This is a genomic window from Streptomyces carpinensis (genome assembly GCF_002154505.1).
In the GTDB taxonomy this organism is placed as follows: domain Bacteria; phylum Actinomycetota; class Actinomycetes; order Streptomycetales; family Streptomycetaceae; genus Streptomyces; species Streptomyces carpinensis.
The window spans coordinates 18,004-40,308 of the sequence record NZ_MUBM01000211.1 but is presented as its reverse complement, the minus strand read 5'-3'; the positions used below and the strand labels follow the sequence as shown (position 1 = coordinate 40,308).

At 72.1% G+C, this 22,305-nt stretch carries 23 protein-coding genes; 15 read left to right on the top strand and 8 right to left on the bottom strand.

What is annotated here, in order from left to right; genetic code table 11:
* Positions 1–381: 381 nt before the first annotated feature.
* Positions 382–1,875, top strand: coding sequence for a DNA-binding protein NsdB (locus BZY54_RS27515; protein WP_086728029.1), 1,494 nt, complete (start codon positions 382–384; stop codon positions 1,873–1,875).
* Between the two features lie 10 nt (positions 1,876–1,885).
* Here BZY54_RS27515 and BZY54_RS27510 read toward each other — a convergent pair whose 3' ends face one another.
* Complete coding sequence (locus BZY54_RS27510) at positions 1,886–3,322, bottom strand: PP2C family protein-serine/threonine phosphatase (RefSeq protein WP_086728028.1); 1,437 nt, start codon at positions 3,320–3,322, stop codon at positions 1,886–1,888.
* 439 nt (positions 3,323–3,761) lie between these two features.
* On the opposite strand from BZY54_RS27510, the gene BZY54_RS27505 reads away from it, so the two are divergent.
* Positions 3,762–4,175 carry an SsgA family sporulation/cell division regulator gene (locus BZY54_RS27505; protein WP_086728027.1) on the top strand — a complete coding sequence of 138 codons (414 nt, stop codon included), beginning with the start codon at positions 3,762–3,764 and terminating at the stop codon, positions 4,173–4,175.
* Between the two features lie 301 nt (positions 4,176–4,476).
* Here the strand turns inward: BZY54_RS27505 and BZY54_RS27500 are convergent, their stop codons facing one another.
* On the bottom strand, positions 4,477–5,502 hold the full coding sequence (locus tag BZY54_RS27500) for a Gfo/Idh/MocA family protein (protein ID WP_086728026.1): 1,026 nt from the start codon (positions 5,500–5,502) through the stop codon (positions 4,477–4,479).
* 81 nt (positions 5,503–5,583) lie between these two features.
* Entirely contained in the window at positions 5,584–6,684 is a 1,101-nt protein-coding gene (locus tag BZY54_RS27495) for a baeRF3 domain-containing protein (protein WP_086728025.1), read from the bottom strand.
* 284 nt (positions 6,685–6,968) lie between these two features.
* Between BZY54_RS27495 and asnB the strand changes: the two genes are divergently transcribed.
* Positions 6,969–8,810: an asparagine synthase (glutamine-hydrolyzing) gene (gene asnB / locus BZY54_RS27490; RefSeq protein ID WP_086728024.1), complete on the top strand. Its 1,842-nt coding sequence runs from the start codon at positions 6,969–6,971 to the stop codon at positions 8,808–8,810.
* Between the two features lie 85 nt (positions 8,811–8,895).
* On the opposite strand, the gene BZY54_RS27485 is transcribed toward asnB, so the two are convergent.
* Positions 8,896–10,551, bottom strand: a complete 1,656-nt coding sequence (locus BZY54_RS27485; protein ID WP_086728023.1) for an alpha/beta hydrolase — start codon at positions 10,549–10,551, stop codon at positions 8,896–8,898.
* Positions 10,552–10,813: 262 nt separating this feature from the next.
* Here BZY54_RS27485 and BZY54_RS27480 point away from each other — a divergent pair, with 262 nt between their 5' ends.
* Positions 10,814–11,509, top strand: coding sequence for a chaplin (locus BZY54_RS27480; RefSeq protein ID WP_086728022.1), 696 nt, complete (start codon positions 10,814–10,816; stop codon positions 11,507–11,509).
* Positions 11,510–11,617: 108 nt separating this feature from the next.
* Here the strand turns inward: BZY54_RS27480 and BZY54_RS27475 are convergent, their stop codons facing one another.
* Positions 11,618–12,136 carry a GNAT family N-acetyltransferase gene (locus tag BZY54_RS27475; protein WP_086728021.1) on the bottom strand — a complete coding sequence of 173 codons (519 nt, stop codon included), beginning with the start codon at positions 12,134–12,136 and terminating at the stop codon, positions 11,618–11,620.
* 142 nt (positions 12,137–12,278) lie between these two features.
* Between BZY54_RS27475 and BZY54_RS27470 the strand changes: the two genes are divergently transcribed.
* A complete protein-coding gene (locus tag BZY54_RS27470; RefSeq protein WP_086728020.1) occupies positions 12,279–13,133 on the top strand; it encodes a GNAT family N-acetyltransferase in 855 nt (284 codons plus the stop codon).
* Between the two features lie 126 nt (positions 13,134–13,259).
* Here the strand turns inward: BZY54_RS27470 and BZY54_RS51040 are convergent, their stop codons facing one another.
* On the bottom strand, positions 13,260–13,472 hold the full coding sequence (locus BZY54_RS51040; protein ID WP_158103922.1) for a hypothetical protein: 213 nt from the start codon (positions 13,470–13,472) through the stop codon (positions 13,260–13,262).
* A 161-nt stretch (positions 13,473–13,633) separates the two neighbouring features.
* On the bottom strand, positions 13,634–13,900 hold the full coding sequence (locus BZY54_RS27460) for a GlsB/YeaQ/YmgE family stress response membrane protein (RefSeq protein ID WP_086728019.1): 267 nt from the start codon (positions 13,898–13,900) through the stop codon (positions 13,634–13,636).
* A gap of 212 nt (positions 13,901–14,112) precedes the next feature.
* Between BZY54_RS27460 and BZY54_RS27455 the strand changes: the two genes are divergently transcribed.
* The 7 genes from BZY54_RS27455 to BZY54_RS27430 all read left to right on the top strand — a co-directional run bounded on the left by BZY54_RS27455 (position 14,113) and on the right by BZY54_RS27430 (position 18,984).
* Positions 14,113–15,564, top strand: a complete 1,452-nt coding sequence (locus BZY54_RS27455) for a M6 family metallopeptidase (RefSeq protein WP_086728018.1) — start codon at positions 14,113–14,115, stop codon at positions 15,562–15,564.
* Positions 15,565–15,730: 166 nt separating this feature from the next.
* Positions 15,731–16,498 carry an ArsR/SmtB family transcription factor gene (locus tag BZY54_RS27450; protein ID WP_086728017.1) on the top strand — a complete coding sequence of 256 codons (768 nt, stop codon included), beginning with the start codon at positions 15,731–15,733 and terminating at the stop codon, positions 16,496–16,498.
* Positions 16,499–16,599: 101 nt separating this feature from the next.
* Complete coding sequence (locus tag BZY54_RS55590) at positions 16,600–16,683, top strand: putative leader peptide (protein ID WP_353758244.1); 84 nt, start codon at positions 16,600–16,602, stop codon at positions 16,681–16,683.
* A 149-nt stretch (positions 16,684–16,832) separates the two neighbouring features.
* A complete protein-coding gene (gene ssuE, locus BZY54_RS27445; protein ID WP_086728016.1) occupies positions 16,833–17,387 on the top strand; it encodes an NADPH-dependent FMN reductase in 555 nt (184 codons plus the stop codon).
* Between the two features lie 103 nt (positions 17,388–17,490).
* The gene (locus BZY54_RS27440) at positions 17,491–17,847 is read left to right on the top strand and encodes a YciI family protein (RefSeq protein ID WP_086728015.1); all 357 of its coding nucleotides are present in this window, start codon (positions 17,491–17,493) and stop codon (positions 17,845–17,847) included.
* A 103-nt stretch (positions 17,848–17,950) separates the two neighbouring features.
* Positions 17,951–18,313: an ArsR/SmtB family transcription factor gene (locus tag BZY54_RS27435; RefSeq protein ID WP_086728014.1), complete on the top strand. Its 363-nt coding sequence runs from the start codon at positions 17,951–17,953 to the stop codon at positions 18,311–18,313.
* Complete coding sequence (locus BZY54_RS27430; RefSeq protein ID WP_086728013.1) at positions 18,310–18,984, top strand: SRPBCC family protein; 675 nt, start codon at positions 18,310–18,312, stop codon at positions 18,982–18,984. Before BZY54_RS27435 ends, BZY54_RS27430 begins: the two co-directional genes overlap by 4 nt.
* Positions 18,985–19,294: 310 nt before the next feature.
* Here BZY54_RS27430 and BZY54_RS27425 read toward each other — a convergent pair whose 3' ends face one another.
* Positions 19,295–20,002 (bottom strand): dienelactone hydrolase family protein, encoded by a 708-nt coding sequence (locus BZY54_RS27425; protein ID WP_244217358.1) that lies wholly within the window; start codon positions 20,000–20,002, stop codon positions 19,295–19,297.
* Positions 20,003–20,226: 224 nt separating this feature from the next.
* Here BZY54_RS27425 and BZY54_RS27420 point away from each other — a divergent pair, with 224 nt between their 5' ends.
* From BZY54_RS27420 to BZY54_RS27410, 3 genes are all read left to right on the top strand, one after another.
* Positions 20,227–20,598 (top strand): BlaI/MecI/CopY family transcriptional regulator, encoded by a 372-nt coding sequence (locus BZY54_RS27420; RefSeq protein WP_086728011.1) that lies wholly within the window; start codon positions 20,227–20,229, stop codon positions 20,596–20,598.
* Positions 20,595–21,521 carry a M48 family metalloprotease gene (locus tag BZY54_RS27415; RefSeq protein WP_086728010.1) on the top strand — a complete coding sequence of 309 codons (927 nt, stop codon included), beginning with the start codon at positions 20,595–20,597 and terminating at the stop codon, positions 21,519–21,521. Before BZY54_RS27420 ends, BZY54_RS27415 begins: the two co-directional genes overlap by 4 nt.
* Positions 21,522–21,867: 346 nt before the next feature.
* Positions 21,868–22,269: a VOC family protein gene (locus BZY54_RS27410; protein WP_086728009.1), complete on the top strand. Its 402-nt coding sequence runs from the start codon at positions 21,868–21,870 to the stop codon at positions 22,267–22,269.
* The last annotated feature ends 36 nt before the right edge of the window (positions 22,270–22,305 follow it).

The following is a 22,305-nucleotide window of genomic DNA, read 5'->3' as shown; positions in this document are numbered from 1 at the left end:
CCGCGGCGCGCCGCGGCCGGCCCACACCGAGCACGGGGGCCGCCGGACGCGCGGGGTCGAGGTAGGGACCGCCGGCGCCCGGACGGGGGCGCAGCGACCGGGGCGGGGCGGACACGGAGGACGATGCTGCGTACATGGCGAGACAGATCCCTTCGTGTGCCTGCTGCTTGGCGCGCACCGCCCGGCCCGGACGCCTGGATGCACCCTGGGGAATGCACCCGTCATATCGAGTGGCGACCGGGTCGGGGTGGCGCGTTCCTACCTGACACCCGTCGGCCGGTGGCACACCATCTGGCGCACCCTGGCGAACCGTGGCGAATAGTCGCCCGGCAAGTCTCGGTGGGTCTACTGTCAACTCAGCCGAGTACCTGGGGGCTTGACGTGACAGGACAACCCAACACCCGTCTCGCGGACCTGTTCGGCCTGGCCGGCTGGTCCAAGGGAGAGCTCGCGAGGCTGGTCAACCGGCAGGCGGCGGCCATGGGCCACCCCCAGTTGGCGACCGACACCTCCCGGGTGAGGCGGTGGATCGACATGGGAGAGATCCCGCGCGATCCCGTGCCGAGGGTGCTGGCGGCCCTGTTCACAGAGCGTCTCGGCCGTGTCGTGACCATCGAGGACCTCGGTCTGGTACGGCACGGGCGCACGGGGAAACGGCAGGGCGACGGGAGTGTGGAACATCCCGACGGAGTGCCGTGGGCGCCCGAGCAGACCGCCGCGGTCCTCACCGAATTCACGGGAATGGACCTCATGCTCAACCGACGCGGCTTGGTGGGCGCGGGTGCCGCGCTCACCGCGGGATCCGCACTCAGCGGCGCCATGTACGACTGGCTGCACACCGACCCAACTCTCAAGGCCGACGCCCCGGAACTCGAACAATCCCTGCACGCCGACCCCGTCGGGTACGACCGCTACGACGCCGCTCCCGTCGGATCGCAGGAGATCGAGGAACTGGAGCGCTCGGTGGAGGTGTTCCGGGCCTGGGACGCGGCCCGCGGCGGCGGGCTGCAGCGCAAGGCGGTGGTCGGCCAGCTCAACGAGGTGGGCGGCATGCTCGCCTACCACCACGCGCCCCACCTCCAGCGGCGCCTGTGGGGCGTCGCCGCCAACCTGGCCGTCCTCGCGGGCTGGATGTCGCACGACGTCGGCCTGGAGCCCACCGCCCAGAAGTACTTCGTCATCGCCGCGCACGCCGCGCGCGAGGGCGGTGACCGGCCCCGCGCGGGCGAGGCGCTGTCCCGCGCGGCCCGCCAGATGGTGCATCTGGGCCGGCCCGACGAGGCGCTGGACCTGATGAAGCTCGCCCAGTCCGGCTCGGGCGACCGCCTGCAGCCGCGCACCAAGGCGATGTTCCACACCATCGAGGCCTGGGCGCAGGCGTCGATGGGCAAGGGCCAGGCAATGCGCCGCACCCTCGGACAGGCCGAGGACCTGTTCGTCTCCGAGAAGGGCGACGCGGAGCCGCTGGACTGGATGCAGACCTTCAAGGACGAGGATCTGTACGGGATGCACGCGCTCGCGTACCGCACGCTGGCCGAGTTTGACCCGGGCGCCGCCGTGCACGCCCAGCACTACGCGGAGAAGGCCCTGGCCCTGCGGATCGACGGGCGCGAGCGGTCGAAGATCTTCGACCATCTCTCCATGGCCTCCGCCTGCTTCATCGCGGACGATCCCGAACAGGCGGCCAGGTACGCGCGATTGGCCCTGATGGCGATGGGGTCGAACTCCTCCCGCCGCACCTGGGACCGGCTGCGCCAGATGTACCGGCTCACCGCCGAGTACGCCACCTATCCGAAGATCCACGAGCTTCGGGAGGAGATCCGGCTGGTCCTGCCCAAGGGGAAGGGCAAGGGCGCAGGCAGCGCACCGGCTTAGGGGGCGTTCCCTACGGCGACGTCCTCACCCTGGCGACGAGTACGCAGGCGTCGTCCGTGCGCCCGCTCACGGTGAACTCCTCCACGAGCGTCCGCACGCAGTCCCGCGCGCTGCGCGCCGCGCCGAACAGCGGGGCGAGGCCGAGCAGGCGGTTCACGGCGGCCGTGCCGCTGTGCCCCGGCACCAGTCCGTCGGTGTGCAGCACCAGCAGGTCGCCCACGCCGAGGGTCTCCTCGGCCTCCCCGTAGGCGGCGCCGCGAGTGGAGCCGAGCGGTACGCCCTGCGGCGCGTCCAGAGGGCGGCCCGTCCCGTCGCGGAACAGCAGTGGGGCGGGGTGGCCCGCCCGCGCCCACACCAGGGTGCGGGTGGCCGGCCGGTAGCGGCAGCACACGGCGCTGCCCAGGGCCGGCTGAGCGGTGGCGTCCAGTAACTGGTTCAGCCCCGTCATCAGCCGGCCGGGCGCCGTGCCCGCCATCGCCAGGCCGCGCAGGGCGCCCAGCAGCATCGCCATGCCGGAGGTCGCGCCGGGGCCGTGGCCGCTGAGGCCGCCGACGCTGAGCAGCAGCTCGCCGTCGGACAGCTCCAGCGCGTCGTACCAGTCGCCTCCCACAGGGGCGCCGGCCGAGGCGGGCAGACGGTGGGCGGCCACGTCGAGCACCGGACGGCCCTCGTGCGGCAGCCGCAGGGCGCCCTGCCGGGGCGGCAGTACGGCCTCCTTCAGCTCGGCCGCGAGCCGACGCTCGGTCTGTGCCAGGTGCCGGTGCTGCTGGAGGGAGTCACGGGTCTCACGCACCGCGGACTGGCTGCGGCGCAGCTCGCTGACGTCGCGCAGTACGGCCCACATCGAGGCGGTGCCGCCGTCGGTGTCGACCACGGGCTCGCCCATCATGTGCACGGTGCGCACCATGCCGTCGGGTCGCACGATCCGGAACTCGCCGTCGATGAACCGGGCGTCGACCAGGCAGTCGGTGATCATCGTGGTGAGCCGGGGCCGGTCCACGTCGAGCGCCAGGGAGGGCAGTTCGTCGAGGGTGAGCGCCGGGGTGGCGGGGTCGAGGCCGAGGATCTGGTAGAACTCGGCGGACCAACCGGCCTCGTCCGTCAGCAGGTTCCATTCCGCACTGCCGACCCTGCTGAGCAGGGAGCCGCGGCGCTCCCCGGCCGGTTCCGCGGGTGCGGGGGACACCGTCCCGGGGACGGCTGGAACCGGCGGCGGACCGTCGCGCAGCTGGGCCAGATGTTCGTCGAGATCGCTGAGTTGGTGCAGCGCCAGGTCGCACAGTGCGCGTTCCCACCGGCCCCGCGGATCCCCGGTGTCGCCCTGCGCCTCCCGGCGCACGGCGTCCACCTCGCCCCTGAGCCGGCGTGCCTGCGATATCAGGGCGTCGACCGCGCCGCGTCCCGGTGGCTGGGCGGGCGAGCGGTCCGCGGAGAGGTGGGACGGCATGACGCACTCCGATGAGGGAACGACGGGCGTTACAACCAGGGCGGTGTGAGGGACCGTTACGACTGTTGCACAGCGGGCCACGACCCGTAAGGGATTCGACGACACACGATACGGTGGTGCATCTGGCATATGCCATAGTCCTCCGCGTGCGACTCCACTGCCGCTCCGGCGTACGCGATCAGAGGGTCAAGTCGTAGGGGCTCTACGTGACTTGGTGGATCGACATCGGTCCGAGTCATCGTTCAAGAGAGCGTTCGACGGTTCTGTGTTCTATTCCGCCCGGCCGTCCGGGCCGCCCCGAGGGGATGGTGACGCACGTCACACGAATTGGGGCGGGGTAGACGTAATGCAAACGGCTCCTGCGGGCTCCTAACAACACACGGCAGACCGACCCACGGCAGCACCGGCCGACCTCCCGACCCGCAGGAGAGACCGACCCATGGACATCACCCTCGAGCAGCCCGTCCGCGCCCGTCTGATCACCGGGGGCGAGCAGGAGCTCGCCGTGCCCGCCACCCTCCGCTACGCCGCGGCGGATCCGCTGGCCGTGCACATGGACTTCCCGCCCGAGGCCTCCCTCGACGGCAAGGAGGTCTCCTGGACCTTCTCGCGCTCCCTGCTGGAGGAGGGCCTCGGGCAGCCCGCCGGGGCGGGGGACGTGCACCTGTGGCCCTGCGGCGACCGCCGTACGGCAGTGGAGCTGCACTCCCGGTCCGGCATGGCGCTTCTGCAGTTCGACACACCCGCGCTGCGCCGTTTCCTGCTGCGGACCTACGCCGTGGTCGCGGCCGGCCACGAGGACGTCGGCGCTGCCGTCGACCAGGGGCTGAACGCGCTGTTCGGCGCCGTCTGAGCGGAGAGGCCGCCACGAGCCGCCACGGGCCGCTGCCCTCGGCGGCCTGCCCGCGGTCGGTTCGGCGGCCCGCACGCGGTCGGTTCGGGGTCCGTCCGCACACGGTCCGGCGGTCCCTGCCTGGTCGGCTGGCAAGCCGCCCGCGGTCAGTTCGGGGGCCGTCCGCACACGGTCCGGCGGTCCCTGCCTGGGCCCGCCCGCAGTCGGCTCGGGGGCCGTCCGCACGTGGCCCCTCGGCGCGTCCGCAGGCGGCTCGGCGGCTTCTCCCCGCTTGGCGCCCGCAGGGGGTTCTCCGCGTGGCTCAGCGGCCGGTGTCCGCGTACAGGTCCGGGCGCGGGGCGAGGTCGATGGTCACCCGCCCGCCCTCCTCGAGCGACCGGACCCCCGCCTCGGCGACAGCCGAGGCGGCGTAACCGTCCCAGACGCTGGGGCCGGTGACGCGCCCGCGCCGCGTGGCGTCGACCCAGGCCTGGACCTCGCGGTCGTAGGCCGCCGCGAAACGCACGATGTAGTCCTGCGGCACATCCTCGCGCGCGGCGCCCCGCGAGGTGACGACCATCCCGTGTTCCTCGCCGATCCGGGCGCTGCCCGTCTCGCCCACGGCCTCGCAGCGCACCTGGTAGCCGAAGCCGCAGTTGACGAAGGCCTCCACGTCCACCAGCGCCCCCCGTTCCGTCTCGAAGAGCACGAACTGCGGGTCCACCAGGCCCTGCGGTGCCCCTGACGAGGGGGCCGGACGCAGCACGGTCACCGCGGTCAGCTCCTGACCGAGCAGCCAGCGGGCCGCGTCGATCTCGTGCGACACCGAGCTGTTGATCAGCATGGCGCTGGTGAAGTGCGGCGGGGAGGCGACGTTGCGGTGGGTGCAGTGCAGCATCAGCGGCCGGCCCAGGGCCCCGCTGTCCAGCAGCGACTTCAGCCGCAGGTACTCGGCGTCGTAGCGCCGCATGAACCCGATCTGCGCCAGCCGGCGCCCGAGCCGCGCCTCCGCCTCCGCCACCCGCAGCGCCCCGGCCGCGTCCGGCACCATCGGCTTCTCGCACAGCACCGGCAGGCCGCGCGCGAAGGCCGCGAGCAGCGCCTCCTCGTGCGCGGGCCCCGGCGAGGCGATCAGGACGGCCTCGACACCGGGAGCGTCGAGCGCGGCCACCGCGTCGTCGTGCACCGAGACGCCCGCGACCGCGCCCACGGCCTCCTTCGCCCGCGCCGTGTCGGGGTCGGCCACCGCGGCCACCCTGGCTCCGCTCACCACCTGATCCAGCCGTCGTATGTGATCGGCCCCCATGTTTCCGGCACCCAGCACGGCCACGCCCAGCAGCTCACCCACGTGCGCACTCCCTCCTCGCCGACGAGTCCCGCCGTAGCGTAGACGCCGGCCAGGAGGGAGCGTGAGGGGGCGGGAGCGCTCTCAGAACCGCAGCACGCCGGCGATGCCCTGTTCCTCGCCCAGCGTGCCGTCCGGGACGAAGCGGACCTCGCCCCCGGTCTCCAGGCACAGCTCGACGATCTCGTCCACGATGTCCTCGCGGGCGTCGAGGTCGCCGCTCTCGGCCGGGACCAGATGGTCGCCGAGGGTGTCGCGCACCGTAACCCGGTAGTTCTCCTCGACGGCCAGCAGTCGCACCCGGCCCTCCCGGACGGTGCGCCACAGCTCGTCGACGCCGGCCGCGAACTCCTTGCGCCCGCGAGCCGCCTCCAGCTCTCGGACGACGGCCTCCGCGGCCTCGCGCGCCTGGGCCTCCTGCACCGGCCGGATCGCGCGCCACACGGCCTCGGGAGTGCCGTGCGCCAGCCCGCCGCGCGGCACCTGGACCGCGCCCCTGGCGATCGTGCCGAACTCGTCCAGGACGGACAGCGCGGCCGGCTCGCCCGTGAGGTACAGCGGTCGCGGATGATCGCGCAGGACCGCGCTCATCGCGGTGTCGGCCTCCCGAAGGAAGTGGCGGGTGCGCTCGTCGCGGAACATGCTCGGCGCGTCACCGATCTGCTCCTGGCGCTCGGCGTCGAAGTTCTCGCCCAGGTCACGGGTCAGCGGGAAGCCGCCGGCGTGGTTCTCGGCGACCCGGCCGGCGCCGCCGCTCCACAGGGTCGCGCGGTCCGCGGAGACCGACAGCACCCAGAAGGGACGATCGGCGGCGTTCGCGGAGACCAGGTTGCGGGTGAGGTACGTGTCCGAGAGGATCACGCGCTCCGGCACGGTGCGGCCGAGCGACCACACCTCGTGCTCGCCGGGCGCGGCGAAGATCAGCAGCCCGTCCTCGGCATAGGTCAGGTCCACCTCGGAGAGGGCCTGGTCGAGTTGCCGCACGACGTCGGCGCGCCGCTCCCGGGTGACCGCCGGGTCGCTCTCCAGCTGCTTCTTGGCCTCGGCCACGACATTGCGCAGCCGGACCCGGTCCTGCATGTTGTCGGGCTCCCGGCGGTGCGTCGGCGTCAGCACGGACACCGCGGGATAGCTGCGGGGACGCCGCAGCCGGGCAAGGGTCGCGGGACTCAGATCGTGCTCCATGACAGCACCATAGGGCGATTTCCCATATCGGGCATTTGGAGTAATCGGGACTTAATGCGGCAAGGGATGCGTTTGCCATGTTGGGTAAGTCTTTGCCCGTGGCCGATTCCTGACGGGTCACCCCTGGTGGTCTGGGGTTCCGTCGGTGTCGCGGAAGCAAAGTGCGGCCGAAAGCGCGAGGCTCGCGCGGCCGTTCGGGTCACGGTCGCGTTGACCGCCCTCGGCGGGTGGCACACGCTCGTCATATAGGTGCTTGATGCAACTGGTGCGCCAGGAGGTACGACATGTGCGGCATCACCGGCTGGGTCTCCTTCGACCGCGACCTGCGCGCCGAGGCAGCGACACTGGACGCGATGACGGAGACGATGGCCTGCCGTGGCCCCGACGACCGCGGCACGTGGATCGACGGCCCCGCCGCCCTCGGCCACCGTCGGCTCGCGATCATCGACCTGCCGGGCGGCCGCCAGCCCATGAGCGCCGACACCCCGGACGGCACGGTCGCGCTCGTCTACTCGGGGGAGGCGTACAACTTCACGGAACTGCGCACCGACCTCACCGCGCGCGGCCACCGCTTCACCACCGACTCCGACACCGAGGTCGTCCTGCGCGGCTACCTCGAATGGGGCGACGCCGTCGCGGAGCGGCTCAACGGCATGTACGCCTTCGCCGTCTGGGACGGCCGCCACGACAAGCTCGTCATGATCCGCGACCGCATGGGCATCAAGCCGTTCTACTACCAGCCCACCCCGGACGGCGTCCTCTTCGGCTCCGAGCCCAAGGCGACCCTTGCCAACCCCTTGGTCCGCCGCCGGGTCACGCTCGACGGGCTGCGCGAGCTGTTCACCTTCGTCAAGACCCCGGGGCACGCCGTGTGGGACGGCATGCACGAGGTCGAACCCGGCACCGTCGTCACCTTCGACCGCACCGGCCCGCACACCCGCGTCTACTGGCGGCTGGACACCCGGCCCCACCACGACGACCGCGACACCACCATCGCCACCGTCCGCACGCTCCTGGACGACATCGTGCGCCGCCAGCTCGTCGCCGACGTGCCCCGCTGCACCCTGCTCTCCGGCGGACTGGACTCCTCCGCCATGACCGCGCTGGCCGCCCGTCAACTCGCCAAGCACGGCGAGAGGGTACGCAGCTTCGCCGTGGACTTCGTCGGCCAGGCCGACCACTTCGTCGCCGACGAACTGCGCGCCACCCCCGACACGCCGTTCGTGCACGACCTGGCCCGGGCCGCGGACACCGACCACCAGGACATCGTGCTCGACGCGCACACCCTCGCCGACCCGGAGGTGCGGGCGAAGGTGCTCAGAGCCCGTGACCTGCCCATGGGCTTCGGCGACATGGACGCCTCGCTGTACCTGCTGTTCCGCAGCATCCGCGACCACTCCACCGTCGCCCTGTCCGGTGAGTCCGCGGACGAGGTCTTCGGTGGCTATCAGCAGTTCTTCGACGAGGAGGCGCGGCGCGCCGACACCTTCCCCTGGCTGGTGCGCTTCGCCCGCGACTTCGGTGACGAGGGCGACGTCATGCGGTCCGACTTCGCCCGGACACTGGATCTGCCGTCGTACGTCGCCGACAGCTACCGCACAGCCGTCTCGGGCATCCGCCGCCTCGACGGCGAGAGCGACTTCGAGTACCGGATGCGGCAGATCTGCCATCTGCACCTGACCCGCTTCGTGCGCGTCCTGCTCGACCGCAAGGACCGGATGAGCATGGCCGTCGGACTGGAGGTGCGGGTGCCCTTCTGCGACCACCGGCTCGTGGAGTACGTCTACAACACCCCCTGGTCCCTGAAGTCGTTCGACGGACGGGAGAAGAGCCTGCTCAGGGAGGCGACCGCGGATCTGCTGCCCAGGTCCGTGTACGACAGGGTCAAGAGCCCCTACCCGTCCACGCAGGACCCCAAGTACGCGCTCGCCCTCCAGGACCACGCCAAGGAACTGCTCGCCCGGCCCGACCATCCGGTGTTCGACCTGGTCGACCGGGAGCGGGTGAGCGAGGCCGCGCACCGCGACACGCCCGTGATCGCGCAGGCGGCCAGGCGCGGCCTGGAGAAGACCCTCGACCTGGCACTGTGGCTGGACATCTACCGCCCGGAGATCGTCACCGGCTGAGCGGGGAGTCGGGGGATCGCCACCGGCTCAGCGCGCCGGGTCCCTCGATCGCTCACATCGGACCGGCCGGGGCGGGCCGGGTCCCTCAATCGCTCACGTCGGGCGGCGTGTCCTCCGGGCAGGAGCTGCCGCTCGGCGGCAGGGACCCGTAGAGCAGGAAGTCGTTCACCTTGCCGTGCACGCACGACGAGGACGCGTAGCCCGTGTGACCGTCACCCCGGTTGTCGAGCACCACGGCCGAGGAGCCGAGCCGCCGCGCGGTCTCCACGGTCCACCGGTACGGGGTCGCCGGGTCGCCGCGGGTGCCCACCAGCAGCATCCGGGCGGTGTCGAGGTTCTTGACCTTCTCGCGGATGAAGTCGCTGCCCTTGGGACGGCCGTAGCACATCAGCAGCTCGGCGAGCCGGTACCGGCCGAACACCGGTGAGGCCGCCTGGTAGTCGGCGCTGAGCCGGGCGAGGTCCTTGGTGATCTGCTCGGCGCTGGGCCGGTCCGGGTCGTCCGCGCAGTTGATCGCCATCATCGCGGCCGGCGTGTTGTCCGCCGGCACGTCCTCGGAAGCGGCCAGTGCGCCGCCGTTCCGCGGCGTCTTCGCCGCTCCGGCCCGCTCCGGCGCATCCCGCCGGGCCTGCCGGCCTCCCACCGGCGGGGTGAGGCCACCGCTGGAGAAGGCCTCGACACCACGGGGGTCGCCGTCCTGGACGAGAGAGGCGATCGCCCGCTCCAGGGAGGGCCACATGGCCTTGCTGTACAGCGCCTGGCCGATCGCGCCCACCAGGTCCTGGCCGGACAGCGTGCCCCCGGAGCCGGTGGGCACCGGGTTCTTGTCGAGGGACCGTACGAGCTGCAGCACCTGGTCGTCCGCCTCGCGCCGGTCCTGGCCGAACGGGCAGGCGATGTCCTGCATGCACCAGTCGAGGAAGTCCTCCAGGGCCGTCTGCTGCGCCTCGGCGGCCACCCGCCCCTGCTCGGAGAGGGGCTCGGTCAGCGTGTCCACCCCGTCCAGGACCATCCGGCCCACCTTGTCGGGGAACTCGGCCGCGTACACCGCGCCGAGCCGGGTGCCGTAGGAGAAGCCCAGGTAGTTGAGCTTGCCGTCGCCGAGCGCCTGACGGATCACGTCCAGGTCGCGGGCCGCGTCCACGGTGCCTATGTGCGGCAGGACCGGGCCGGAGTGCTGGGCGCACTGGGTCGCGACCTTCTTCCACTCCGCCAGCGCCTTGCGTGCCGCCTGCGCGTTGCCGAGGTCCGGGTTCGCGTCGCTCGTGGTGCCGCCCGAGTCGGAGGAGCCGGCGCCGATCCCGCAGCTGACGGGAGAGGACTGCCCGACGCCCCGGGGGTCGAAGGTGACCACGTCGTAGCCGTTGGTCAGGTCCATGAACGGCTTGCCGTCGCCCGCGGCGAGCGTCGGGACACCCGCGCCGCCGGGGCCGCCGAAGTTCAGCACCACCGAGCCCCGCGACGGACCGGTGGCCCGGTAGCGGGCCAGTGCCAGCTCCAGGGTGCCCGCACCCGGACGGGCGTAGTCGAGGGGGACGGTGACCTTGCCGCACTGCATGTCCCTGGGGCCGTCCGCGTCGCACGCCGCCCACGTCACCTTCTGGTGGTAGAACCGGCTCAGATTGGACTTCCCGTCGCCCGCGGCCGCCCCCGGCAGCCCCGCGCCGAGCAGGGCCAGCGTGACGGCCCCGACGGCCGCACAGCGCCGGGCCGCGGACCGCGTCGACAGCTTGGCCAGCATCGATGCCTCCAAGGGTGCTCCGCCGCGGACCGGGACAACGCCCTCGATCACCATAAGCGGCCCCCATGGGGCGCGCCTCTCGGCGCCGAGGCGGGCGTGACCCGCCCCCCGCCCAGTCGCCCGTGCGAGCTTCCGTGTGCCGTTCGAAAAACGGGCCGCTCGTTGGGGTGAAAGGCCGATGAGCCATAACTCGGATCGTTCCCCAGCGTTTTACCCAGCGCGGGCGAGCGCCCGCGACCCTTGTCTGGAAGGCACAGGATCTATGAAACGGGTTACCCGAAACGGGGTGATCGCCGTTGCCGCCTCCGGCGCGATGGCGATGACGGTGCCGGTGTCCGCCGCGTTCGCCGCGGACGGCGGCGCGATGGCGGACGGCGCGGCGGTCGGCTCGCCCGGGTTGATCTCAGGCAACACCATTCAGCTCCCGGTGCACGTTCCGGTGAACGTGTGCGGCAACACGGTGAGCGTGGTGGGACTCCTCAACCCCGCGGCGGGCAACGGCTGCGCCAACGCGTCCGCCGGGAGGGATGGGGCGCCGTCCGCCGGGAGGGATCGGACGTCGTCCGGCGGCGGAGCGACGGCACGGGCCGACGGAAAGGATTCGCCCGGCGTGGCCTCCGGCAACACCATTCAGCTCCCGGTGCACATCCCGGTCAACGTCAGCGGCAACTCCGTGAACGTGGCCGGCGTCGGCAACCCGGCCGTCGGCAACACCTCCACGAACACCTCCGTCGACCGCCCCGCCGAGCCCGCTCCGACGCCGGTCGCACCGCCCGCGCGGTCGAAGCCGCACCCGGCGCCGAAGCCGCTGCCGCACCCCGTGACCGCGCCCATGACCGAGGCGTCCCTCGCCCACACCGGCACCGACCAGACTCTGCCCGCAGCCGCCCTGAGCGCGGCGCTGCTGCTCGGCGGAGCCGTCCTCTACCGGCGCTACCGGCCCGGGACGACCCGCTGAGGCGCCCGCCCGTTCGACCGTTCGACGGGGGAGGGCCCCGCCGGCACCGGACCGTGCGGGTGGGGCCCTCCGCCACCGGACCGTGCCCGGTCCGTGAGCGGCGCGGCCTCAGCCCAGGTCGCCGCGCAGAATGCTGTACCGCACCCCGTCCCGCCAGAGCCCGTCCCGGAAGGAGACGCTGCGCAGGACACCCTCCCTCGTGAACCCCGCCTTCTCCAGGGACCGTTGCTCCGCGAGGTTGTCGGCCTCGGTGTCCGCCTCGATCCGCATCACGGTGCTGTGCGCGAAGAGGTACCGCACGAGTTGCCGCTGCGCCTCGGTCCCGGCACCCTTCCCGCGGGCCGCCGGCAGCAGCGCGATGCCCATGTTCCAGTAGTACGAGGCCGGCGCCGGAGTGATCCTCCGCCAGGCGACGAACCCCAGCCGCTCCGCGCCCCGCACCACCATCAGGTGCCCGACGTCCTCGCCGAGCAGGCCGTTCTCGGCCCATTGCCGGCGCCAGCGGCCCGGATCCCGCCAGCCGTACCACTGGAACGGCGACGCGGCCTGGGGGTCGTGCAGGAAGCGATCCAGGACGGGCAGGTCCGCCTCGCCCACCGGGCGGAGGCTGATGTCGGCCGAGGTCATGAACCGCCACCCTAAAGGGCACGAACGCCGTGCGGAAGCGGTCGGTCGGCCGTCACGGCACGGCTTGATCCAGCCGTGGCGCGCCCGCCTGTGATCCGGAAGGATGCTGCGCGCACCCGCCCCACGGAATCGGAGCGCATCCATGGCCCTGACCGCCCACGAGGACCTCGTCGTCACCCGGGCCACCCTCGAGGACTGGCCCGTGATCTGCGGGTGGGCGGCGGACGAGGGCTGGAACCCGGGGCTGTCCGACGGCCCGGCCTTCTTCGCCCAGGACCCCGACGGCTTCTTCCTGGGCCGGATCGACGGCGAGCCCGTCTCCGCGATCTCGGTGGTGAACCACGGTCCCGACTACGCCTTCCTGGGCTGCTACCTCGTCCGCCCCGACCTGCGCGGGCGCGGCCACGGCCTGACCACGTGGAAGACCGCCCTGGCGCACGCGGAAGACCGCACGATCGGCCTGGACGGCGTCGTCGCCCAGCAGGACAACTACCGGCAGTCGGGCTTCGAGGCCGCCTACCGCACCGTCCGGTTCACCGGTCCGGCACCCGCCGCCCGCCCGCCGGCCGACGTCCGGCCGGTCGGCCCCGCTGACCTCGTGGCCGTCACCGACTACGACACCGCCTGCCACCCGGCCGAGCGCCCGCGCTTCGTCGCCCACTGGCTGACCACGCCGGGACACCGCGCCCTGGTCCGCCGCGCCGGCGACCGCGTCACCGGGTACGGCGTCCTGCGCCCGGCCCGCGACAGTCTGCGCATCGGACCGCTGTTCGCCGACACCCCCGAGGACGCACGGGCCCTGTTCACCGCGCTGACCGCCGACGCCGAGGGCCGCGAGGTCGCCCTGGACGTGCCCGAGACCAACGCGGCGGGCATCGCCCTGGCCGAGGAGGCCGGCCTCGCCCCGGCCTTCGAAACCGCCCGCATGTACACGGGACCGGTACGGCCGTACGCACGCACGCGGGTCTTCGGAGTCACCACCCTGGAACTGGGCTGACTTTGCCGACCGGTGGGCAACCGCCCGCCCGGGCTTCGTCCGGCTGACCACCAGGACGCCGTACGACCACGACCGGAGCCCCGGCCGCGACCACGGCTCCAGCCGGAACCGGAACGCGAACCGGAATCAGAACCGGCGCCGGGGCGGAGACGACTTCGCTCGCCCTCGGTCGCGGTCCGCCCAGGGCTCCAGGGCGAACGCGTCCGCCAGCGTGTCGATCTGCGCGTCCGGCAGCGTGGCGCCCTCGTGGCCCATGCCATGGTCCTGCCCGAGGCCCGCCCCTTCGGTCCGTTCGACGAGCGGTTCATGGGCGAGTACGCCGAGATGTGCTATCAGCACACGGAGCCCCAGGTCATGGACCCCTCCGCGTTCGAGCGGGCCTTCGGCGCGGCCCCGATCCCGCTCGTCGAGACGATCGACACCACCTTGCCCGGTACGGGAAGTGGCTCGCGAGCCGTTGACGGCCGCGGTGGGGGCGGGCGCGCCGACCCCGGCCGGCGTCAGCGCTGCACCGTCTTCGCCCGGTCCAGCGCGGCGACGCCCACCGCTGCGAGCGCTATCTGGATGAGCCACTCGATCCAGTCGACGCCCTTGGTGTCGGCCACGCCGAACGCGCCCGCGATCGCCGCGCCGACCAGTGCGGCCACGATGCCGATGAGGATCGTCCAGAGAATGCCGATGTGCTGACGGCCGGGGACGACGAGCCGCCCCAGTACACCGATGACGATGCCGATGACGATGGCACTGATGATGCCGCTGATCTCCATCTTCGCCCCTCTTCCTCGTTGTCCCTCGCGACCTTCGGATGCCCCCTGTGACCGGATGCACTCCGTCCGGGTTGTTGTCGCGGAGTTCTGTTCACCGTCCGGTCATGCCATGTACCTTTCAATCGCGTGACGCGTGTAGAACGCTCGATCCGATCTACGCGCGCAGACTCGGCGCCCGCACCATCCCTTCACCCCACTCGGAGGTTCGTCGGATGCCCGGACCCAGAAGATTCCGCCGCAGGCTCACCACCGGCCTGGCCGGACTCGGACTGCTCGTCGCCTCGGCGGCCCTGCAGGTCTCCACCAGCGCCACCCCCGCCCACGCGGCCACCGCCCACCGCGTCCTGTTCGACAACGCCCATGCCGAGACGGCGGGCAACGCCGACTGGATCATCTCCACCAGCCAGCCCGACCCCCTCGGCCAGAACCCCTCCCCCTCCGCCGAGACGGACTGGACCGGAGCCCTGTCCTCCTGGGGTGTGGCCCTGCAGAAGACCGGCGGCTACAGCCTCAAGACGCTCCCGTCCGGGTCGAGCCTCTCCTACGGCGGCTCGTCGTCGACCGACCTGTCCAACTTCGACACGCTGGTGCTGCCCGAACCCAACACCCTGTTCACCAGCGCGGAGAAGACGGCGATCATGAACTTCGTCAAGAACGGCGGCGGCCTGTTCATGATCTCCGACCACACCGGCTCCGACCGGAACAACGACGGCAAGGACTCGGTGCAGATCCTGAACGACCTGATGAGCAACAACAGCGTCGACTCCACCGATCCGTTCGGCTTCTCCATCGACTCGCTCAACATCGCCTCCGGCAACCCGGCCGCGATCAGCGACTCCACCGACCCGGTGCTGCACGGCTCGTTCGGCACCGTCACCAAGAGCCTGATCGCCAACGGCACCACGGCCACCCTCAAGCCGTCGGACAACTCCTCCGTCAAGGGCCTGCTGTACCGCAGCGGGTACTCCGGCAACACCGGTGCCTTCTTCGTCACCAGCACCTTCGGCAGCGGCCGCGTCGCCTACTGGGGCGACAGCTCGCCCATCGACGACGGCACCGGCCAGTCCGGCAACACGCTCTACGACGGCTGGCACGACTCCAGCGCCACCAACGCGGCCCTCGCCCTCAACGCCACCGCCTGGCTGGCTGGTTCGGGCACCGGCAGCGGCGGGGGCGGAGGAACCGGCTCCTGCACCGCCGCCCAGCTGCTGGGCAACGGCGGCTTCGAGTCCGGCAACACCGTCTGGAGCGCCAGCAGCGGCGTGATCACCAACGACTCCGGCGAGGCGGCGCGCACCGGCTCCTACAAGGCCTGGCTGGACGGCTACGGTGCCGCCCACACCGACACCCTCGCCCAGACCGTCACCATCCCCTCCGGGTGCACGACGGCCGCGCTGAACTTCTACCTCCACGTGGACACGGCCGAGACGACCACCTCGACGGCCTACGACACCCTCAAGGTCCAGGTCCTCAACGGCAGTGGCACCGTGCTGTCGACCCTCGCCACGTACTCCAACCTCAACGCCCAGAGCGGCTACACGCAGCGCGGCTTCGACCTGGCCGGCTACGCGGGCCAGACGGTGACGATCAAGTTCACCGGCACCGAGGGCTCCACCCTCCAGACGTCGTTCGTCGTCGACGACACGGCACTCACCGTCAGCTGACGCCGGCCCGGTGGGCCCGACCGGGAGTGCTGCCCGGCGGGCCCACCGTCGTGTGCTCAGGTCGGGCTCGACCACCGCGCCCGCATCGCGGCGCGTCCGGCTCGGCCTTGACATGCAAGCAATTACCTGCATAACTTTCAGTGTGCAAGGTGGCAGCGACTCGGTAATGGACAGGGTCTTCAAGGCACTCGCCGACGAGACCCGCAGACGGCTGCTGGACCGGCTGCGCGAGGACAACGGTCAGACGCTCGCGGAGCTGTGTGCGCGCATCGACATGACACGCCAGTCGGTGACCCAGCACCTCGCCGTCCTGGAGGCCGCCAACCTGGTGAGCACGGTGCGGCGGGGACGGGAGAAGCTGCACTACCTCAATCCGGTCCCGCTCCACGAGATGCAGGAGCGGTGGATCGAGAAGTTCGAGCGCCCGCGCCTGAGCGTGCTCGGCGCCGTGAAGCGAAAAGCCGAGGAAGCCATGACCGACAAGCCGACCTACGTCTACGTCACCTACATCGAGAGCACGCCCGAGGCGGTGTGGGACGCCCTCACGGACGCCGACCTGACCGCCGCCTACTGGGGCCACAGCAACGTCTCGGACTGGAAGCAGGGCTCCCGCTGGGAGCACGTCCGCACCGACGGTTCCGGCGTCGCCGACGTGGTCGGCACCGTCGTGGTGGCCGAACGTCCGACGCGCCTGGTGACCACCTGGGCCGCGCCCGAGGACGCGGACCGGGAGGAACGCCACTCGCGGGTCACCTTCGACATCCGGCCCCACGGCGACATCGTCCGACTCACCGTCACCCACGAGGACCTCAGGGACGAGCGCGAGCTCGCCGACGTGTCCGGTGGGTGGCCGGCGGTCCTGTCCAACCTGAAGTCCCTGATCGAGACCGGCACTCCGCTCCCGCAGGAGCCGTGGCTGATGCCGAACCGCTGATCCGGCTCTCTGTCACGCCCTCGTGAATTCGGCAGCCCCCCGTACGAGAACGGCCGGCCTTTCCTTGACGGCCGTCCGGGGCGGCTGACACGATCGGCGGCATGACGATGCGACTGGACCTCACGCGGCGACGCCATGTCGACCTCGCACGCGTCTCCAGCGCCTCCTGTTGCCCGGCGGTCTGATCCCCCTGCCGATCCGCCGCCTCCTTCCCCACCACCTCGTACCACGCGAATTCACGGCGTTTTCGCGTGCGGGAAAGCGTGGGGAGAACCACGTGCGGAATTCGGCGTCCCCGAAAACCACCGCAAGCATTCCGCAACAGGAGTTCCGTATGGCCACCGTCCTGTCCGTCTCCGGCAGCCCTTCCGTGTCCTCCCGCACCAACCGCCTGCTGCGCCACCTCGACCAGCGGCTCCTCGCACAGGGGCACGAGGTGATACCGCTCGACGTCCGGACGATCCCCGCCGAGGCCCTGCTCGGCGCGGACTTCCGGCATCCGGCGATCGTCGAGGCCACCGAACTGTTCGCGCGCGCCGACGGCGTCGTCGTCGGCACCCCCGTCTACAAGGCGTCGTACTCCGGTGTCCTCAAGGCGCTGCTCGACCTGCTGCCGCAGTACGCGCTCACCGGCAAGACGGTGCTGCCGCTCGCCACGGGCGGATCCGTCGCGCACGTCCTCGCCATCGACTACGCCCTGCGTCCGGTGCTCAACTCCATGGGCGCGGCGCACATCGTGCAGGGCTGGTTCACCCTCGACAAGGACATCACCGTGTACGAGGACGGCTCGCTCTCGGTCGCCGCCGGTGCCGGCGAGGCGCTGACCCAGGTGGTCGACCAGTTCTCGGCGGCCCTGGGCCGTACACCGCTGCTGGCCGCGGCGAGCTGAGCCGGGAAGAGATTCTTCGGGCGTCCTCGGGCGAGGTGCCCGTACGGGCGTGTGCCGTTCGTGTAGGAGGTGAGGCAACGGCACGACGCCAAGGGAGGACGTCATGAAGTACTACCTGCTCAGCGTGATCCAGCCGAGCGAGGGGCAGCCGCCCTCGGCGGAGGCGCTGGCGGAGATCGTGGGCAGTCTGGAGATCTTCCACCAGCAGCTGCGCGAGGCCGGGGCCTGGGTGTTCGCGGGCGGGCTGCACGGTCCGGAGTCCGCCGCCGTGCTGCGCCCCGAGGGCGACGACGTGCTCGTCACCCAGGGCCCCTTCGCCGAGGGCAAGGAGTACCTGGGCGGCGTGTGCGTGATCAAGGCGCCCGACCCGGACGCGGCCCTGGAATGGGGACGGAGGGCGAGCCGGGCCACCACCCTGCCCATCGAGGTCCGCCCCTTCCTGCACCCGGCCGACGAGTGATGCCCGGCGCGCGTGACGTGGAGAAGCCGTCTGCGCCGAGTGCGGCGCGGACGGCCGAGCACCGCTCTCGGCTTATATAAGTGGGCAGTGATATGGTGTCCGTATGCACGCCTTCGATGTGCTCGGAGACCCCGTGCGCCGCCGGATCCTGGAGCTGCTGGCCGACGGCGAGATGACCTCCGGCGCCGTCAGCGAGGTCATACGGGAGGAGTTCGGGATCTCGCAGCCCGGAGTGTCGCAACACCTGAGGGTGCTGCGGGAGAACGGGTTCGCGACCGTGCGCCCGGAGGGGACCCGGCGGCTGTACGCGGTGAACTCCGAGCCGTTGCGGGACATCGACGCCTGGCTCGACCGGTTCCGTCGCTTCTGGGCGCCGCACCTGGACGCCCTGGCCACCGAACTGGCGCGCGGCAGGCGAGAGCGTCGCCTGCGCGGCGCGGACGAACCTCCGAGGAGCACCTCATGACCGATGTGACCCACGAGATCAACGCCGTACACCGACAGGTCGGCAAGCGGAACCTCAAGGCGGGCGAGGCGCGGGTGGTGACCATCTCCCGGTCCTACGACTCCCCGCTCGAGGACGTGTGGGACGCCTGTACCAATCCCGAGCGCATCCCGCGCTGGTTCCTCCCGGTCTCGGGCGAGCTGCGGCTGGGCGGCCGCTACCAGCTGGAGGGCAACGCCGGTGGTGTGATCGAGCGCTGCGACCCGCCCAGGAGCTTCGCCGCGACCTGGGAGTTCGGCGGCGAGGTCAGCTGGATCGAGCTCCGCCTGACGTCCGAGGAGAGCGGCACGCGTTTCGAGCTGGAGCACATCTCCCACGTGGACGACACGAAGTGGGCGCAGTTCGGCCCCGGAGCCGTCGGTGTCGGCTGGGACATGACGCTCCGGGGACTCTCCCTGCACCTGACGACCGGCGCTCCCCTGGACGCGCAGGAGTTCATGGCCTGGGCCGGCTCCGAGGAGGGCCGGCGCTTCATGACGACCAGCAGTGAGGCCTGGTACGCCGCGAACGTCGCGGGCGGCGAGGACGAGACGGCGGCGCGGGAAGCCGCGGACCGGACGACGGCGGCCTACACGGGAACGGGAGAGAGCGCGGACGCGGGAGAGGGCGACGGCGACCAGGGCGTGATGTAGAACAGGGTTTCCTGACACGCCCCATGCCGCGATGATCGCGGGGTGGGGCGTGGGGATCGCTTCTGGGGGCCTCTGGATCGGGCCTGCGAGAAAGAGCTCGGCCGCGCCATCCGGGCGTCCCGTGTCCTGAGGCTCGACTGCAACCACCGGACGGTGCTCGAGAAGCCGGCCGAGGTTGCCGCAGCCCTTGAGGCGCACTGGAGCCGGCCCGGGTAGACGAACCGGGCGGCGGAGCCGTCCCGGACATGTGCCCGGCGGCACCGTCCCGGCGCGCGGTGCGTGGCGGTGAGCGGCGGGTCGCCGTCCGCGGTCAGCCCAGCTGCTCGTGCAGGAAGGCGACCGTGCTCCGCCAGGCCCGGTCGGCCGAGTCGGGGTCGTGGCTCGGGCGGTGGTCGTTGACGAACGCGTGGCCCGCCGGGTACAGGCGCAGGTCCGGGGTGACGCCGGACTGCCGCCGCAGGGTCTCGCGCAGCTCGTCGACCTTCTCCGGCGGGATGCTCCGGTCGCGCTCCCCGTAGTGGCCGAGGACGCGGGCCCGCAGCCCGGAGAAGTCGGGCATCTCGCCGCGGATCACGCCGTAGAACGGCACCGCGGCGCCGACGCGCGGATCGACCGCCGCCAGGTACAGGACGAAGCCGCCGCCCATGCAGAAGCCGACCGCGCCGACCGTGTCCGAGGTGACCTCGGGCAGTGACAGCAGATGGCCGACCGCGCCGGAGAGCAGTTCGACACCGCGGGCCATCGGCAAGGCCTTCATCATGCGCTGGGCCTCGTCGGCGTCGTGTGCCACGCTCCCGCCGTACAGGTCGGGGGCGAGGGCGACGAAGCCCTCGGCGGCGAGCCGGTCGACGAGGTCCGCGATGTGGTCGGTCAGCCCCCACCACTCCTGGATGACGAGGACGCCCGGTCCGCGTCCCGAAGGAGGCAGCGCCAGATAGCCGTGGGCGGTGGCTCCCGCGCTGGGGAAGGTGACGTTCTGGCGGGCGGGGGTCTCGGCCGGCTTCGGCTGCTCGGGCACGGTGCTCAACTCCTGTGCGTTCGCGTCGGGTGCCGGGCCGGGGACGGCACGGCATGTCATGACGGAAGGGCGGAAGCCTTCCTTCCGGATCTCTACCGTGCCACCCTGCCCCTTCATAATGGGCAGCCGGGCGCAGGCGCGAGCAGGAGACCGGCACCCCGCTGACTACAATGATGTAGACGGCCTGCCGGACTGCGGACGAAGACGGGGTGAGGGGCGTTCCCATGACCGACGCGAAGGACGAGCGCAGGCCGGCCGGTGAGCTCGAGGCGAGTGTCATGGCCGTCCTGTGGGCCGCCGGCGCGCCCCGGACGCCGGGACAGGTCCAGATGGGCCTCGGGGCCGGCCTCGCCCGCACCACCGTGACCACGATCCTGACCCGGCTGCACGACAAGGGCGTGGTCGAACGCCGTCGTCAGGGCCGCGGCTACGCCTACTACCCCGTCCAGGACGCGCACGGGCTGACCGCCCGCCGCATGCACGTCGAACTCGACCGCGACACCGACCGCGAGACGGTCCTCGCGCGCTTCGTCGCCCAGCTCAACCCCGACGACGAGCGCATCCTGCGCGACCTGCTCGAACCCGGTGAGCGATGACCGCGTTGCTGATCCTGCCGCTGCTGCTGCCGTTCGCCGTGCCCGCGCTGGCCCGGCGCACGCTGGACCGCCTGCTGCCCGTGACAGCGCTGTGGGTGATCACCCTCTGCGCTCTGGTGCTCGGCGGCTGCTCCCTCGCCGCGCTGGGCGCCTTCGTCCTGACCGGGCTGCTCGAGCTGCCCGTCTTCGCCGCCCTTGGCGAGCTGGTGCAACCGCTGCCCGGCGCCTCGGACCTGGTGGTCCTGCCGGCGGCCGCGGTCTCGGTGGGGACGCTCGCCGTGTGCGCGGGCACGCTCGGGCGCGCCGCGCTCAGGGAGTTCCGGGCCTTCCGCAGCGCCCGCACCGAGGCCGGCCGCAGGCCCGCCGCGGGTGACCTGTGCGTCGTCGACTCCCCGCACCCGGACGCGTACGCCCTGCCCGGCCGTCCGCACCGCATCGTCGTCACCACCGCGATGCTGCGCAGCCTCGACGCCGCCGAACGCGAAGCGCTGTTCGCGCACGAGCGGGCCCACAACCGGGGCGGCCACCACTACTTCCTGGCCGTCGCCGAACTCGCCGCGCACTGCCATCCCGCGCTGCGCCCGGTCCGCGGCACCATCCGCCTCGCGGTCGAACGCGCGGCCGACGAGGCCGCCGCCGCGGCCGTCGGCGACCGCCGGCTGACCGCCCGCGCCATCGCCCGCGCCGCCCTGGCCGGCCAGGACGCCCGCTCGGTGCGCCCGGAGTTCGCCTCCGCCGCCACCTCCGGGCCCGTGCCGCACCGCGTCAAGGCCCTTCTCTCGGCTCCGCGCGCCCCGCGCCGGGCCACGGCCTGGATCGCCGTGCTGCTGCTGGCCTGCACCACGGCCTCCTTCGCCGCATCGGCGACCGGCATGCTCGACGTCCACCACCGGGTGGAGGTCGCCCAGGGCGAGGCCCGCTAGCGCCTGTCCGGCGGGTCATGGCGCAGACGCGGGGCCTGGCACGCCCTTCTGCGGCGTTGTCGTCGGTTGCCGACGCCCCGCGTCGACGCCCTCCTCCGCCTTGCACATGGACGCACCAGGCCCCGCTCACCTGGGTCTGTCGGCGCCGTTGCTCACCTGCGACCTGATCCGCCGGACAGGCCCCGACCCTGCCCAGGCCCCCGTCCGCGCAGTGATCCGCCGGACGGGCGCCGCCTGCCGGAGCCCCTCCCGCGCACCCTGCGCTCCCCCCGTGGGGAGCGGACTGGCGTGCGCGGGGTTTTACGTATAACCTCACCCGTCGATCGCACGTCCCCGAAAGGCCCCGATGAGACGCATCGCCCTGGTCACCCTTGTCGTCGACGACTACGACGAGGCAGTCCGCTTCTACACCGAGGCACTCGGCTTCCACCTCGTGGAGGACGCCCCGCGCCCCGACGGATCCCGCTGGATCGTCGTCGCCCCGGATCCGGGCGGCCACGGCACCGGACTGCTGCTCGCCCGCGCCAAGGGAGACGCCCAGCAGTCCCGCGTCGGCGACCAGACCGGCGGGCGCGTCGGGCTCTTCCTGCACACCGACGACTTCGCCCGGGACCACGCCCGGATGCGCGCGGCGGGCGTGACCTTCCTGGAGGAGCCCCGCCACGAGCCCTACGGGACCGTCGCCGTCTTCCAGGACCTGTACGGCAACAAGTGGGACCTGCTCCAGCCCGTCCCCGTCTCCGACTGACCACCGCCCCATCACGCACCACCTGCCGAGGAAACA

Coding starts and splice junctions, on each gene's coding strand:
- BZY54_RS27410 (WP_086728009.1), top strand. CDS start 21,868: ATGAGACGCATCGCCCTGGTCACCCTTGTCGTCGACGACTACGACGAG.
- BZY54_RS27430 (WP_086728013.1), top strand. CDS start 18,310: ATGACCGATGTGACCCACGAGATCAACGCCGTACACCGACAGGTCGGC.
- BZY54_RS27455 (WP_086728018.1), top strand. CDS start 14,113: ATGCCCGGACCCAGAAGATTCCGCCGCAGGCTCACCACCGGCCTGGCC.
- BZY54_RS55590 (WP_353758244.1), top strand. CDS start 16,600: ATGACGATGCGACTGGACCTCACGCGGCGACGCCATGTCGACCTCGCA.
- BZY54_RS27460 (WP_086728019.1), bottom strand. CDS start 13,900: ATGGAGATCAGCGGCATCATCAGTGCCATCGTCATCGGCATCGTCATC.
- BZY54_RS27475 (WP_086728021.1), bottom strand. CDS start 12,136: ATGACCTCGGCCGACATCAGCCTCCGCCCGGTGGGCGAGGCGGACCTG.
- BZY54_RS27480 (WP_086728022.1), top strand. CDS start 10,814: ATGAAACGGGTTACCCGAAACGGGGTGATCGCCGTTGCCGCCTCCGGC.
- BZY54_RS27450 (WP_086728017.1), top strand. CDS start 15,731: ATGGACAGGGTCTTCAAGGCACTCGCCGACGAGACCCGCAGACGGCTG.
- BZY54_RS27510 (WP_086728028.1), bottom strand. CDS start 3,322: ATGCCGTCCCACCTCTCCGCGGACCGCTCGCCCGCCCAGCCACCGGGA.
- BZY54_RS27470 (WP_086728020.1), top strand. CDS start 12,279: ATGGCCCTGACCGCCCACGAGGACCTCGTCGTCACCCGGGCCACCCTC.
- BZY54_RS27435 (WP_086728014.1), top strand. CDS start 17,951: ATGCACGCCTTCGATGTGCTCGGAGACCCCGTGCGCCGCCGGATCCTG.
- BZY54_RS27420 (WP_086728011.1), top strand. CDS start 20,227: ATGACCGACGCGAAGGACGAGCGCAGGCCGGCCGGTGAGCTCGAGGCG.
- BZY54_RS27440 (WP_086728015.1), top strand. CDS start 17,491: ATGAAGTACTACCTGCTCAGCGTGATCCAGCCGAGCGAGGGGCAGCCG.
- BZY54_RS27495 (WP_086728025.1), bottom strand. CDS start 6,684: ATGGAGCACGATCTGAGTCCCGCGACCCTTGCCCGGCTGCGGCGTCCC.
- BZY54_RS27485 (WP_086728023.1), bottom strand. CDS start 10,551: ATGCTGGCCAAGCTGTCGACGCGGTCCGCGGCCCGGCGCTGTGCGGCC.
- asnB (WP_086728024.1), top strand. CDS start 6,969: ATGTGCGGCATCACCGGCTGGGTCTCCTTCGACCGCGACCTGCGCGCC.
- BZY54_RS27415 (WP_086728010.1), top strand. CDS start 20,595: ATGACCGCGTTGCTGATCCTGCCGCTGCTGCTGCCGTTCGCCGTGCCC.
- ssuE (WP_086728016.1), top strand. CDS start 16,833: ATGGCCACCGTCCTGTCCGTCTCCGGCAGCCCTTCCGTGTCCTCCCGC.
- BZY54_RS27505 (WP_086728027.1), top strand. CDS start 3,762: ATGGACATCACCCTCGAGCAGCCCGTCCGCGCCCGTCTGATCACCGGG.